Annotated in this window: 14 protein-coding genes; 9 read left to right on the plus strand and 5 right to left on the minus strand. The window is 75.6% G+C overall.

The window, feature by feature from the left end:
• Positions 1–49: 49 nt before the first annotated feature.
• Entirely contained in the window at positions 50–1,219 is a 1,170-nt protein-coding gene (locus tag BLQ97_RS08525) for a flagellin N-terminal helical domain-containing protein (RefSeq protein ID WP_091365107.1), read from the minus strand.
• A 129-nt stretch (positions 1,220–1,348) separates the two neighbouring features.
• Positions 1,349–2,338 (minus strand): sigma-70 family RNA polymerase sigma factor, encoded by a 990-nt coding sequence (locus BLQ97_RS08530; protein ID WP_245691976.1) that lies wholly within the window; start codon positions 2,336–2,338, stop codon positions 1,349–1,351.
• Between the two features lie 160 nt (positions 2,339–2,498).
• On the opposite strand from BLQ97_RS08530, the gene BLQ97_RS08535 reads away from it, so the two are divergent.
• From BLQ97_RS08535 to BLQ97_RS08575, 9 genes are all read left to right on the plus strand, one after another.
• Positions 2,499–2,993 (plus strand): flagellar protein FlgN, encoded by a 495-nt coding sequence (locus tag BLQ97_RS08535; RefSeq protein WP_245691978.1) that lies wholly within the window; start codon positions 2,499–2,501, stop codon positions 2,991–2,993.
• Positions 2,990–4,423 carry a flagellar hook-associated protein FlgK gene (gene flgK / locus BLQ97_RS08540; protein ID WP_091365108.1) on the plus strand — a complete coding sequence of 478 codons (1,434 nt, stop codon included), beginning with the start codon at positions 2,990–2,992 and terminating at the stop codon, positions 4,421–4,423. The genes BLQ97_RS08535 and flgK overlap by 4 nt, the downstream gene beginning before the upstream one ends.
• 5 nt (positions 4,424–4,428) lie before the next feature.
• Positions 4,429–5,331: a flagellar hook-associated protein FlgL gene (flgL, locus tag BLQ97_RS08545; RefSeq protein ID WP_091365110.1), complete on the plus strand. Its 903-nt coding sequence runs from the start codon at positions 4,429–4,431 to the stop codon at positions 5,329–5,331.
• Entirely contained in the window at positions 5,328–5,732 is a 405-nt protein-coding gene (locus BLQ97_RS08550; RefSeq protein ID WP_091365111.1) for a flagellar assembly protein FliW, read from the plus strand. Before flgL ends, BLQ97_RS08550 begins: the two co-directional genes overlap by 4 nt.
• An 86-nt stretch (positions 5,733–5,818) precedes the next feature.
• A complete protein-coding gene (csrA, locus tag BLQ97_RS24400) occupies positions 5,819–6,136 on the plus strand; it encodes a carbon storage regulator CsrA (RefSeq protein WP_281181385.1) in 318 nt (105 codons plus the stop codon).
• A 220-nt stretch (positions 6,137–6,356) separates the two neighbouring features.
• Positions 6,357–6,788: a hypothetical protein gene (locus tag BLQ97_RS08560; RefSeq protein ID WP_091365113.1), complete on the plus strand. Its 432-nt coding sequence runs from the start codon at positions 6,357–6,359 to the stop codon at positions 6,786–6,788.
• Between the two features lie 62 nt (positions 6,789–6,850).
• Positions 6,851–7,933, plus strand: a complete 1,083-nt coding sequence (locus tag BLQ97_RS08565) for a sigma-70 family RNA polymerase sigma factor (protein WP_091365116.1) — start codon at positions 6,851–6,853, stop codon at positions 7,931–7,933.
• A 151-nt stretch (positions 7,934–8,084) separates the two neighbouring features.
• Complete coding sequence (locus BLQ97_RS08570; protein WP_091365118.1) at positions 8,085–8,429, plus strand: hypothetical protein; 345 nt, start codon at positions 8,085–8,087, stop codon at positions 8,427–8,429.
• Positions 8,426–9,184: a hypothetical protein gene (locus tag BLQ97_RS08575; RefSeq protein ID WP_091365121.1), complete on the plus strand. Its 759-nt coding sequence runs from the start codon at positions 8,426–8,428 to the stop codon at positions 9,182–9,184. The genes BLQ97_RS08570 and BLQ97_RS08575 overlap by 4 nt, the downstream gene beginning before the upstream one ends.
• Before the next feature lie 78 nt (positions 9,185–9,262).
• Here BLQ97_RS08575 and BLQ97_RS08580 read toward each other — a convergent pair whose 3' ends face one another.
• The 3 genes from BLQ97_RS08580 to BLQ97_RS08590 all read right to left on the minus strand — a co-directional run bounded on the left by BLQ97_RS08580 (position 9,263) and on the right by BLQ97_RS08590 (position 12,923).
• A complete protein-coding gene (locus BLQ97_RS08580; protein ID WP_091365123.1) occupies positions 9,263–11,167 on the minus strand; it encodes an NlpC/P60 family protein in 1,905 nt (634 codons plus the stop codon).
• A 230-nt stretch (positions 11,168–11,397) separates the two neighbouring features.
• Positions 11,398–11,595 carry a hypothetical protein gene (locus BLQ97_RS08585; protein WP_091365125.1) on the minus strand — a complete coding sequence of 66 codons (198 nt, stop codon included), beginning with the start codon at positions 11,593–11,595 and terminating at the stop codon, positions 11,398–11,400.
• A gap of 11 nt (positions 11,596–11,606) precedes the next feature.
• On the minus strand, positions 11,607–12,923 hold the full coding sequence (locus BLQ97_RS08590; protein WP_091365127.1) for a citrate synthase: 1,317 nt from the start codon (positions 12,921–12,923) through the stop codon (positions 11,607–11,609).
• Positions 12,924–12,997 lie beyond the last annotated feature (74 nt).

Consider the following 12,997-nt stretch of genomic DNA (forward strand, 5'->3'; position numbering starts at 1 on the left):
GCGCGGGGCCTCCCCCCTCACCGGGGTGGTGCGGTGTTACCGGGTGGGATCAGCCACGCAGCAGCTGCAGGACGCCCTGCGAGCTGGAGTTGGCCTGGGCGAGCATCGCGGTGCCGGCCTGGGACAGGATCTGCGAGCGGGTGAAGCTCACCATCTCCTGCGCCATGTCCGTGTCGCGGATCCGCGACTCCGAGGCCGACAGGTTCTCCACCGCGACGTTCAGGTTGTTGATGGTGTGCTCGAACCGGTTCTGCACGGCACCGAGGTCGGCGCGGACCGTCGAGACGGTCTTGATGGCGTTCTCGATGGCCGTGATCGCGGTGTCGGCACCGGTCGACTGGGCGAAGACCACCGCCCGGTCGGCCGCCGCCCGCGCCGTCTCGCCCGAGGCGCCGGTGGCACCCGTGATCACGAGGTCGACCGCGCCAGTGCCGCCCGCGGCGGTGGCGGAGGAACCGAAGACGGCGTTGATCTTCGTGACCAGGTCGGCCCGCTGGTCGTCGACGGTGGCACCGGTCAGCTTGACCGTGGCCAGGTCGAGGCTCTTGTTGCCGACGGTGATGGTGCCGTTGAGCTGCTTGAGGTCGTCGAGCGTGTCGAGCTGGGCCGACGAGATGGTCACCGTGCCGGCCGCACCGGCGGTCACCGGCTGGACGGTGACGGCCGTCTTCGCGGTCCCGGCGGTCACGGAGACCCCGGAGACGCCCAGGCCCGTGGTGGTCATCGCGGTGGCCACCCCGACGGAGATCGTCTCACCCTGGTTGGCGCCCACCTGGAAGGTCTTCCCGGTGTAGGTGCCGTCCAGCAGCTTGTTGCCGTTGAACTGGGTGGTGTCGGCGATCCGGTTCAGCTCCGACTTGAGCTGGCCGATCTCCGACTGGATGGCCTTCTTGGCGTCGTCGTTCAGCCCACCGTCGGACGAGGCCTGGACGGCCAGGTCGCGCATGCGCTGCAGGATGCTGTGGGTCTCGGTGAGAGCGCCCTCAGCGGTCTGGACGACCGAGATGCCGTCCTGGGTGTTGCGGACGGCGACCTTCAGACCACCGATCTGCGAGCGCAGACCCTCGGAGATCGCCAGGCCGGCCGCGTCGTCGGCGGCCCGGTTGATGCGCAGACCGCTCGAGAGCTTCTCGAGCGACTTGCCCATCTGCGTGTCGGTGGCCGACAGGTTGCGGTACGAGTTGAGCGCCGCGATGTTGGTGTTGACGCGCAGACCCATGGTGTTCCTCCTTGGAATCAGGTCTTCGGGTTTCCCGCTGCATCCGTGCTGCGGGGCGTGCAGGTGGTGTTACGGCCGGGACGGGACGGGACTTGAGGCGAATCCCGGACTTCTTGCCGGAGTTCTCACTCAGGCGGGTCGGGAGACGCCGTAGGAGCGGGCCGCCGCCGCCCACGCCGCGCGCGGTGCGGGGAGCGGGGGCACGGCCGCGGGCGGGGCGTTGCGGTCGCCGGCGTGCCGGCCGGCCACCCGCTCGACGTAGAGGCGCTGCTGGTTGCGGGCCCGCACGCCGCCGTCGGCCGGCACCGTCCGGCCGTCCCACACCTCGCTCATCGCCGCGTGCAGCAGCGTCAGTGCGCGGGCGCGCATCTGCGAGACGCGGGAGAGCGTGACGCCGAGGTCCGCGGCGATGTCGGTGAGCGACTCGCCCCCGAAGAAGTTGCGCTCGACGACCTCGTCGAGGCGGTCGGGCAGCGCCCGGACGGCGTCGTGCAGGTAGCGCGAGCGCTCCCCCCGCAGCACCGCCCGCTCGGGGGACTCCCCGGGGTCGGGCAGGTCCAGCGAGCCGCCCTCGGCACCGCTCTCGGCGTCGATGCTCACCATGACCGCCCGGTGCACGTCGACCTGCAGCGCGTCGAGCTCGTCGCGGCGCACGCCGAGCTCCCCGGCGAGCTCCTCGCGCGTCGGCGGCCGGCCCAGCCGGATGGTCAGCGCGTCGGCCGCGGCGTCGGTCCGCCGCGCCGCGGCCCGCACCGAGCGGCTGGCCCAGTCGCCCGAGCGCAGCTCGTCGAGGACGGCGCCCTGCAGGCGGGGGAGGGCGTAGGTGGCGAAGGTGGCGCCGGCCGACGGGTCGAAGCGGCGGGCGACCTCCACCAGCGCCAGGCGCGCGCAGGAGAGCAGGTCGTCGCGGCTGACGTGGCCGGGCAGCGAGATCCGCGAGGCCACCGCGTTGACCGCGAACGAGCACAGCGGCAGGTGCTCGGTGACCATCGCCTCCACCTCGGCGGCCGACCGCGACACGGCCGGCGGCGGCGCGCCACCGGGGGGCGGCGCGCTGCGCGGGGTGGCGGGGCGCAGGGCGGGTGGGCGCTCGGTCACCGGGAGGCGGGCTGCTGGCACGCCTCCCTCCTCGGCTGCCCGCACGGGCGACCGCACCACCCGGACCGGGCAACATCTGCCGATCCTGGGATCTCGGCTTGAGGGTCCTTCGCCCGGTGCCGATGGCCTGACCGCTGACGACGCCGGACGGGACCGCCCGCCCGGCAGGACGAGGGAGGCGGTGGCGGACGTGGACTTCCAGCACCTGTCGACGCTGCTGTGGCGGGAGCAGGAGCTGCTCGACCTGCTGCTGTTCAAGGCGGAGGAGAAGCAGTACCTCATCCTGTCGGGCAAGACCCGCTGGCTGGCGCGCATCGCCCACGAGATCGAGGTCGTGCTCGACCAGCTGCGCACGCTCGAGGTGGAGCGCGCCGCGGTGACCGAGTCCCTGGCCACCCGGCTCGGCGTCGGCGTCAACCCGTCGCTGCGCCAGCTCGCCGAGGTGGCCCCCGCGCCGTGGAACGACCTGCTGGGCCGCCACCACGAGGCGTTGCTCGTGCTCGTCACCGACCTGCGCAGCCTCTCCGACGCCAACCGCGAGCTGATCGAGGGTGGCCTGGCCGCCCTCGGCGACGCCCTGGTCTCGGTGCGCCAGCCCTCGGCCGGCACCTACGGCGCCAGCGGCCGCTCCGAGGCCGGCAGCTCCCGCGCGGTCACCCTGGACGGTGCCCTGTGAGTGCCTTCTCCGCCCTGAACACCGCGACGACGGCGCTGTGGGCCGCCCAGCGCGGCCTCGACGTCACCGGCCAGAACGTTGCCAACGTCAACACCGAGGGCTACTCGCGGCAGCGGGTCGACCTGCAGGCCATGGGCGGCACCGCCCTCCCCGCGATCCACTCGGTGAGCAGCGCCGTCGACGGCGGCGTGGACGCCGAGAAGGTCCGGCGGGTGCGCGACGCCCTCCTGGAGGCGCGCGCCCACCTCGAGACGGCCGACACCGCCCGGCTCACCGCGGAGAGCGCGGCGCTGTCCCAGGTCGAGGAGGCGTTCCGCGAGCCCGGCGACAAGGGCCTGCAGAGCATGCTGACCGCGGTCTGGGCCGGCTTCTCCGACCTGGCCAACTCGCCGCTGACGCTGGCCTCGCGCAGCCAGGTGCTCGAGCGCCTGGACACCCTCGCCGACGGCCTGCGCACCTCCCGCGCCGCGCTGGACCAGCAGTGGGACCAGACCCGCGACGGCCTGGCCGCCCTCGTCGCCGACGTCGACACCAGCACCCGGGCCATCGCCGACCTGAACGCCAGCATCCGGCAGGCGACGCTGGCCGGCCTGCCGGTCAACGAGCTCGCCGACCGGCGGGACGGCCTGGTGATGCAGCTGGCGCAGCAGATCGGCGCCACCGCGGTGCCGCGCGCCGACGGCGTCGTCGACGTCACCGTCGGCGGGACCAGCCTGGTCTCCGGCGGCACCTCCGTCGGCCTCGCGCTGGCCGGCACCGCCAAGCCCGACGACGCCACCACCGACCCGCCCCGCCTGGTCACCGTCCCCGGCGGCACGGTGCTGCGCCCCGGCGGCACGGCCGCCGGCCAGCTCACCGCGCTGACCGCCACCGTCCCGGCCTACCGCACCCAGCTCGACGAGTTCGCCCGGTCGCTGGCCGGCACGCTCAACACCGCGCACGCCCAGGGCTTCGACCTCGAGGGCCAGCGGGGCGGCCCCCTGTTCGACGACGGCTCGGGCGCGGCCACCGTCGACCTCACCAAGGTCACCGCCGCCACCATCACCCTGCGGTCGCTGCGGCCCGAGCAGGTGGCCGCGGCCGCGACCGACCCCGCCGCGCTCGGCGGCAGGACGTCGGCCGACGGCCGCAACGCCGACGCCCTGTTCCGGCTCAGCCTCGACACCGCCGGCCTGGACGCCACCTACCGCACGTTCGTGGTGGGACTGGGCGTGGAGTCCTCGGTGGCCGCCCGCAACCTGGAGGTGCAGTCGGTGATCTCCACCCAGGTGGACGCCGCCCGCGAGTCGGTCTCCGGGGTCAACCTCGACGAGGAGATGACCAACATGCTGTCCTTCCAGCACGCCTACAACGCCGCGGCCCGCATGGTGAGCGCGATCGACGAGGCGCTGGACACCCTGATCAACCGCACCGGCGTCGTGGGGCGGTGACCTGAGTGCGCATCACCCAGAAGGCCGTGGCGCAGACCGCGCTGCTCGGCCTCAACCGCAACCTCACCGAGCTGGGCAAGCTGCAGCAGCAGCTCACCTCCGGCAAGGTCGTCAGCAAGCCCTCGGACTCGCCGACCGGCGTCAACCGCGCCATGCAGATCCGGCAGGACCAGGCGGCGGTCACCCAGCAGGCCCGCAACATCTCCGACGCGCAGGGCTGGCTGGACACCACCGACACGACGCTGCGGACCATGTCCGCGCAGGTGCAGCGGGTCCGCGACCTCACCGTGCAGGCGTCCAACGAGGGTGCGCTCTCCGAGTCCGGCCGCAGTGCCGTCACCACCGAGCTGCGGGAGATCCGCAAGAGCCTGATCGGCCTGGCCAACACCTCGGTCGACGGCCGGCCGCTGTTCGGCGGGGTCACCACCGGTGACCGGGCCTACGCCGACGACGGGAGCTACGTCGGGGTCGGCGGCGCCGACGGCATCCCGGTCGTGCCGACCACCCGGCGGATCGCCGACGGCGAGGACGTGCGCATCGACGTCACCGGGTCCGAGGCGTTCGGCGACCCGGCCGGCGTCGACCTGTTCGCCCTCGTGGGGAAGATCGCCGACGACGTCGACGGCGACCCGGCCGCGCTCGGCGGGGACCTCGAGGCGCTCGACGCCTCGCTCAAGCGGCTGCTCACCGGCCTGTCGACGATCGGCGCCCGCGCGGCGCGGGTGGAGTCCGCCGCGCAGACCAACAGCGACGTGCAGCTCTCGCTGAGCCGGCAGCTGGCCGACGTCGAGGACGTCGACCTGCCCAAGACGATCATGCAGCTGCAGTTCCAGCAGACCGGCTACCAGGCGGCGCTGTCGGCCACCTCGCAGGTCATCCAGCCCTCGCTCGTGGACTTCCTCCGGTGACGCTCGCCCCCGTCGCCACGCTGCCCCTGCTGGGCATGGTCACGCCGCTGCCCGGGTTCCCCGAGTTCCGCGACTACGTGCTCGTCACCGCCGACGGGGACGGGCTGCTGTTCTGGCTGCAGTCCCTCGACGTCGGCGGCCCGCGGTTCCTGGTCATCCCCCCGGCCCGGTACTTCGCCGACTACGACCCCGTCCTCCCCGCCGCCCTGCTCGACGAGCTCGGCCTCGACGACCCCGCCGACGCGCAGGTCTACGTGCTGGTGACCGTGCCGGCCGGCGGGCCGTCCGCCGCCACGGCCAACCTCCGCGCCCCGGTGGTGGTCAACCCGGCCAACTGGCGGGCCGCCCAGGTCGTGCTGCCTGATGGACGTCATCCGATCCGGCGGCGCCTCTGCCGATGAAGGAGGGGACGGCGCACCCGCCGTCCGGGCCCGCCCCGGCGGGCACCGCCACGGAAGGCCGAACACACACCCATGGAGGGGTACCCGTGCTCACACTGACCCGCAGCGTCGGCGAGACCATCCGCATCGGCGACGACATCGAGGTGCACGTCGTCGAGGTGCGCGGCGGCACCGTCCGCCTCGGCTTCAAGGCGCCCCGCGAGGTGGCCATCCACCGCGAGGAGGTCTACCGGCAGATCGCCGAGGCCAACCTGCTCGCCGCGCAGGTCACCGCCGACACGCTGGGCGCGCTCGCCGCCTTCGCCCCGCCCGCCGACGGCGGTCCCGGTGCCGCGGCGGCCCCCGCAGCCGCTCCCCGGCCGGCCGTGCCGGGCGCCGCCTCGCCGGGACCGGCCACCCGCTGACGACTCGCCACGGACGCGGGGCCGGCGCCTCGGCAACTTCCGCCGTGGCGCCGGCCCGCCCGAGCCCCACGGGCGCCGGCGTCAGCAAGAACTGACGAAGGTGCCCCCGCAGATTGCGTAGGGCACGGCGAGTTGTGTGCCCGTCACCGTCCGCTCATGCGCCAGAGTTGCCCCGAGCACGTCACAGGGGGCGATGAAGATGCGACACAGCGTTGCAGCAGTGCAGGGTGCCGACGTCGAGGCCGGCACCGGTCCGGCGGCCGACACCGTCGTCGTGCACGTCCAGCTCCGCCCGCGGCGCGGGTCCACCCGCCGCTGCCTCGCCGAGCTGGCCGCGCTGGCCGCGGCCCACCCCGCCGTCGGCTTCGGCGTCAGCGGCCTGGGCAAGGACGAGCGCGTCGTCCGCGTGACCGTCGGCGTCGAGCTCGGCCCCCGCGAGGCCATCGCACGCTTCTCGCCGCAGGCCCAGGCCGCCTACGCCTTCGTCAGCGACCTGTTCACGGTCCTCTACGACCACATGCCGGTGTACGCCACCGAGCCCGGCCCCGCCGAGCGCGCCGCCGCGGAGGCCCTCCTCGGCGCGGCCGACCCCGAGGTCGTCGCCGTCCCCGGCCCCCGCTCCCCGCTGCCGGGCGAGCGCGTCCCCGCCTAGACCCCTCTCGAGGGGCCGCCGCCCCTCAGCCGTCGCCTTCCCCGCGATCGCCAGGAGCACCGGTGACCCACCCCGCCCCCGCCCCGTCCACCGACACCCGCGCGCCGCTCGTCTTCGGCGGCCTCCCCGAGGCCGAGGGCTTCGCCCGGGTGCCCATCACGCCGCGCGACCGGGTGCACTTCCGCGCCGACCGCGAGATCCCGCTGGCACGGCTGCGGGCCGACCTCCCCGACGGCGTGACCGTCAGTCACGACGAGGGGGAGGGGCTCTACCGGGTCGACGGGCCCTGCGGCCAGGGCGGGGTGCTCGCCGACTGGCTCCGCGCCTGGTGCGCCACGCACGGCGCGACCACGGTCGGCCTGCGCGCCGAGGCCGACGTCCGCCGGCGCGCGCCGCGCGACCTGCCGCCGGCCTTCCTCGAGGACCTCTGCCGGCACTACATGCCGGTGAGCCTCAAGCGGCTGCAGCGCAACATGAGCACGATCCGGCTGCACCTGCCCGACCCCGACGACCTCACCCAGCAGGTCGCCGAGTGGATCCTCAAGGCCGTCGGCCAGTACGACGAGACCAAGGGCGTCCCGTTCGGGGCCTTCCTCGCCACCCAGCTGTCGAAGTGGGTGCACGACCTGGGCCGCAACGCCCACGGCCGGACGGCGGCCGACACCGAGAACCGGCAGCAGAAGGCGATCGCCGCCTTCCAGGCCGAGCACCAGCGGCGGCCCACGGAGCGCGAGCTGGCCGCCTACATGGGGCAGAGCGTGGCCACCCTGCGCCGCAACTCGCAGACCGTCGCCACCCTCAACGGGCTGCGCAACCTGCAGTCGCTGGACGGCACGCCGGACGCGACCGAGGTGCTGCTGCCCGACTCCGACGAGGCGCCCGACCAGATCATGGACGAGGCCGAGCAGACGCTGCTCTCGCACGCGCTGACCGCCGCCTGCGCGCCCGACCCCACCGCCGCGCGGGGCCAGCGCGCCGCCCAGCCCAACGTGCTGGGCTGGGCGACCTGGTACCTGACCACCTGGGGCGGGCAGACCAAGACGCAGGTCTCGGCCGACCTGGGCACCTCGGTGCGCAACATGAACGTGCACGCCGACCGCGTCGAGCGGGCGCTCAAGGACCGGCTGGCCGAGCTCAGCGAGTAGCCGGCGAAACGGATCCGATCGGTCCGGCGCACCCGGGTCCATCCGGGTCCGGACCTGCCGATACCGAGAGCGTGACCACGAGTCCTGCCCGATCCCGCGCCGCCGGCGCCGGAGGGGCGGACCCGCACAGCCGTCCGGGGGGAGGTGCACGGTGAGCGTCCTGCCCGCCGGCGACCACGCCGCCGCGGCGCTGCTCCCGCACTGGCTGTCGGAGCAGGACCGCGGCGACCTGGCCACCGTCGTCCGCGACGCGCTGGCCGAGCCGGGGGTGCACCCGGTCGCCGCGGTGCACCTGGCCGACGTGCTCACCGAGCTGCACGTGGCCGCCGCCCGCGACGCCGTCTGGCCCGGGCCGGCCGCCCGCGTGCGCCGGGTGACCGGCTGGGCCGACGACGTGCTGCCGGTGCGCCTCTCGGCCGCCGAGCTCGACAGCGTCCTGGACCTGGCGGACCTGCCGCCGGCCCTGCAGGGCGTCCTCGGCGGTCGCCGCCCGTGAGCTCCCTGCACCCCCGGTCCCGCGCCGGCCTGCTGCAGCGGCTGCGGCCCGGGCCGGTCGACGTCGACCTCCTCCGGGAGACCGCCACCGCCGTGCTCCCCGGCCTGGCCACCGGCGGCCTGCGCGCCGCCGTGTCGGCCGACCCCGTGCGCGGTCCCGTGCTGGTCCTCGCCGAGGACGAGCGCCGGGTGCGCACCCCGCTGCGCGACCTCGCCGAGGACATGACCGACGCCGGCGTGCCCCCGACCGCCGCCGCGGTCGCCGCCGCGCTCACCGACCTCGTCGCCGCCCGCCCGGTGACCGACGCCGCGGCCGCCGCGACCGGGGTGGCCGTCCTCGACTGGACCGACCGGGCCCGCGCCGCCGTCGGCTGGCGGGTCGTCGTCCGCCGCGGGGAGCGCACCGTCGGCTGGGCGCCGTCGGACCGCGCCGACGCCGCGGTCGTGGGCCGCACCCGGGCCGCCGCGCTCGGGCGCGCCGCCGACGCCGGGGGCGTGCTGCGCGTCGAGGGGCCGGTCGCGCTGTGGTCGCACCCCGGCGCGCCGATGCTCGCGTCCGCGGCCCTCGCCGACCCCGCCCGGCTGCTCGCCCGCATCGCCGACGCCGGGCTGCACCTGACCGAGCCGCACGTCGTCGTCACGCCGGTGCGTCCGGTGGCGTGCGCCTCGGCCGCCGTCGCCGCCCGGTTGGGCGAGACCGGCGAGGCCTGCGTCCGCCTGCCCTGGTCGCGCCTGCCCGACCTCCGCTGGCTCTAGAAGGACCCCGTCGCCCCCCACGCCTCGCGAGCTCGGCGCGGGCCCCTGCGACGGGGCCGTTCCAGTACGTCACCGCGGCTACGCCAGGTCGCCGTACTCCCAGTGCCAGGGCTCGGGCTTCTCGCCGCCGGGCCGGGCCCAGTCGGGGTTGACGAAGCCGAACGCGCCGGCGTGCTGGGTCATCCAGGTCCACTGCGGGGTGCCGGCGACGTTGATCCCGCCGCAGAGGTCCACCGCCAGCGCCCAGCCGTGGTTCGACGTCCCCGGCACCGCGGCCAGCGCCGGCTTGCGGCGGAACGCGTCGACCTGCGCGCCCATCGACCGGTAGGAGTCGGTGATGCACAGCGGGGTGCCGAAGGCCGCCTGGTAGGCCTGCGCCAGGGCCGCGTAGCCGGCCGCCGCGTCGCAGCGCAGCGCGTGGCCGCGGGCGACCGGGCACAGCGCCGCGGTCGGGATCCGGCCGTTGGACCAGCCACCCCACGCGGGGCTGACCGGACCGGCCGGCGCGGGGACGGCACCGCAGGCGCCCCGCCCCGACGTCGACACCGGCAGCGGCGCGTTGGGCTCGGCGGGCGCCGGCAGGGTCACCCGGACCGCGCGGGCGTCGGAAGGCACCGAGCGCACGCCCACCTGGTAGCTCGCCGCCGAGGCGCCGAGCACGTCGTCCCCGCCGAGGTAGATGCCGACGTCGAGGCCGCCGTCGGAGACCAGCAGGTCGCCGACCTGCAGCTGCGACGCGGGCACCACGGGCGCGGCGGCCCACTGTCCGGCCGCGGTGGTGGGCAGCGCGTACCCGCCGAGCAGGTAGGAGGCGGCCACCAGACCGCCGCAGTCGTAGGTGTCCGGCCCGGCGGCGCCGGCCACGTAGGGGCGGCCGGCCTGCGACAGCGCGCTGCTCACCGCGGCCACGGTCTCGGCGGGCAGCACGGTCACCGGCCGGTTGCCGGCCACCGCCCACGCCACGCCGGGCACGGCCTGCCCCGCGGCGTCGAGGGCGGGGGAGAAGCCCTCGGGCAGCGCGGCCGGGTCGGCCAGCTCGGCCGCCGACGGCGGCTCGACGCCGGCGGCGGCCAGCTCGGTGAGGTAGCCCTGCCAGCGCTGCAGGGCGGCGGCGTTGCGGGCCTGCTGCTCCCCGGCGGCGGGCACGGTGCCCAAGGCGGCCAGCTGCACCGAGACGTCGAGCCCCAGGTCGCCGGCGGTCTCCCGGATGCCGCCCAGCAGCGAGCGGGCCTGCGCGGTGGCCGCGTCGACGGCGGACTGCGCGGCGGCCACCCGGGCGGCGGCGGTCCGGACGGCGGCCTCGGCGCGCTCGGCGCGGGCGACGGCGGCCTCGCGGTCGCCGGCGGCGCGGTCGGCCAGCGCCTGCCGGTAGAGGACGTCGGGGGTGCCGGCCGGTGCGGTGGCGTCGAGGCCGAGCACCGGCATCCGGGTGAGGGCGGTGGCGCGGTAGAGGTCGGCCGCGGCGGCCCCCACGGTGGCCTGCTCGGCGGCGACGGCGGCGCGGGCGCCCTGCTCGGCGGCGACGGCCTGCTCCACCGCGGTCCGGCGGGCGGCGATCTCGGTCTGCAGCCGGCGGTAGGTGTCGGCGTCCTGCAGCAGGGTGCTGCGGGCGGCCAGCGCCAGGCCGGCCGGGTCGCCGGGCACGGTGGCCGCGCCGGGGGCGGACGTGGTCGGCGCGAGCAGCACGGTGAGCACGGGGACGAGCAGGGTGGCCAGGCCGACGACGAGCAGCCGGGCCCGCCAGGGGCCGCGCGCGCGAGCGGTCCGGGGGGCGCGGCGGGCGGCCGGGCGGCGGCGGGTGGCCGAGCGCTGGCGGGCGGCGGCGGGCCGGGCAGGGCGCGGGCGGGCCCCGGCGGGGGCGCTGCCGGCGGTGCGGGCGGCGAGCAGGGCCTGCAGCGCCTGGGCCTCGCGGGCGGTCAGCGGGCGGCGGGGAGCGGGGACGCCGGCGGTCCGCGGGGAGGCGGTGGTGCGTGGTGCGGGCACTGCGGGTCCCCCGGGCGTCTCGACGGGCGTGGCCGGCTCCGCGGCAGGGGTGCCGTGGAGCGCTCGCCGTCAGATCGACGCGGTGGGGGACCCGGAGGAGGGAGGGGGGAGTCGGTCTCACCCCAGGGGGTGAGGGAGGCCGCCCGGACGGGGGGGCCCGCGCGGAGGTCGGGTGTGCACCTCCCCCGGACGTGCGCGGGGCACGTCCGCGGGAGTGCGCGGGGGTGCGGTCAGCGGTCGGGCGGCCACCAGGCGCCGTGGCGGGGCACCAGCGCGATGCGGTGCTCCGCCCCGTCCTCGGTGGACACGACGAGCTCGACGGCGGTGACCGCCACCGAGTGCTCGTCGTCGAGGCGCAGCAGCCGCCCGGTCGCCAGCGGCACCGGTGGCAGGACGAGGGCGTCCTCGCCGGGCGGCTCGCTGCCCATGCCCGCCCGGGTCAGCGCTCGGCGAGCGGGACGAAGGCCCGCTCGGTCTCGCCGGTGTAGACCTGCCGGGGACGGCCGATCTTGGTGGCCGGGTCGTCGATCATCTCCCGCCACTGGGCGATCCAGCCGGGCAGCCGGCCGAGGGCGAACAGCACGGTGAACATCCGCGTCGGGAAGCCCATCGCCCGGTAGATCAGCCCGGTGTAGAAGTCGACGTTCGGGTAGAGCTTGCGCTCGACGAAGTAGTCGTCGGACAGCGCGATCTCCTCGAGCTGCTGCGCCAGGTCCAGCAGCTCGTTGTTGCCGCCCAGCTTGGCCAGCACCTGGTCGGCGGTCTTCTTCACGATCGCCGCGCGCGGGTCGTAGTTCTTGTAGACCCGGTGGCCGAAGCCCATGAGCTTGACGCCGGGCTCCTTCTTCTTCACCCGCTCGACGAAGCGGCCGATGTCGCCGCCGTCGCGCTGGATGGCCTCCAGCATCTCCAGCACCGACTGGTTGGCCCCGCCGTGCAGCGGCCCGAACAGCGCGTTGATGCCGGCCGACACCGAGGCGAAGAGGTTGGCGTGCGAGGAGCCGACCAGCCGCACCGTCGACGTCGAGCAGTTCTGCTCGTGGTCGGCGTGCAGCACGAACAGCATGTCCAGCGCCGCGGCCAGGTCGGGGTCGACCTCGTAGGGCTCGGCGGGGAAGCCGAACGTCATCCGCAGGAAGTTCTCCACCAGGCCCAGGGAGTTGTCCGGGTAGAGGAAGGGCTGGCCGACGGACTTCTTGTACGCGTAGGCGGCGATGGTGGGCAGCTTGGCCAGCAGCCGGACCGTGGAGATCTCCACGTGCCGCTCGTCGAAGGGGTCCAGCGAGTCCTGGTAGAAGGTCGACAGGGCGCTGACCGCCGAGGACAGCACCGGCATCGGGTGCGCGTCGCGCGGGAAGCCCTTGAAGAACTGCTTGAGGTCCTCGTGCAGGAGGGTGTGCCGCCGCAGCCGGTCGTCGAACTCGGCCAGCTGGTCGGCGGTCGGCAGCTCGCCGTAGATGAGCAGGTAGCTGACCTCGAGGAAGCTGGCCTGCCCGGCGAGTGAGTCGATCGGGTAGCCGCGGTAGCGCAGGATCCCGGCGTCACCGTCGATGTAGGTGATCGCCGAGGTGCACGAGGCGGTGTTGACGAAGCCGATGTCGAGGGCCACCTGGCCCGTCGTCGACAGGAGCTTGGAGACGTCGAGGCCGGCGGACCCCTCCGTGGCCGGCACCACGCGCAGCGGGAGCTCACCTCCCGGGTGCCGGAGAGATACCTCGGGAGTGCGGTCGGCTGCGGCGTTCGCTGTCTCGGTCATCGCACCGCGACGCTACTGGCGTCGGGCCCCGCCGACGACAGGTAGTCGTCCGCGGGGGTGGGCCCGGCACCCCG

It is taken from the genome of Geodermatophilus telluris (assembly GCF_900102745.1).
GTDB classification, from domain to species: domain Bacteria; phylum Actinomycetota; class Actinomycetes; order Mycobacteriales; family Geodermatophilaceae; genus Geodermatophilus; species Geodermatophilus telluris.

Coding starts and splice junctions, on each gene's coding strand:
- BLQ97_RS08590 (WP_091365127.1), bottom strand. CDS start 12,923: ATGACCGAGACAGCGAACGCCGCAGCCGACCGCACTCCCGAGGTATCT.
- BLQ97_RS08585 (WP_091365125.1), bottom strand. CDS start 11,595: ATGGGCAGCGAGCCGCCCGGCGAGGACGCCCTCGTCCTGCCACCGGTG.
- BLQ97_RS08525 (WP_091365107.1), bottom strand. CDS start 1,219: ATGGGTCTGCGCGTCAACACCAACATCGCGGCGCTCAACTCGTACCGC.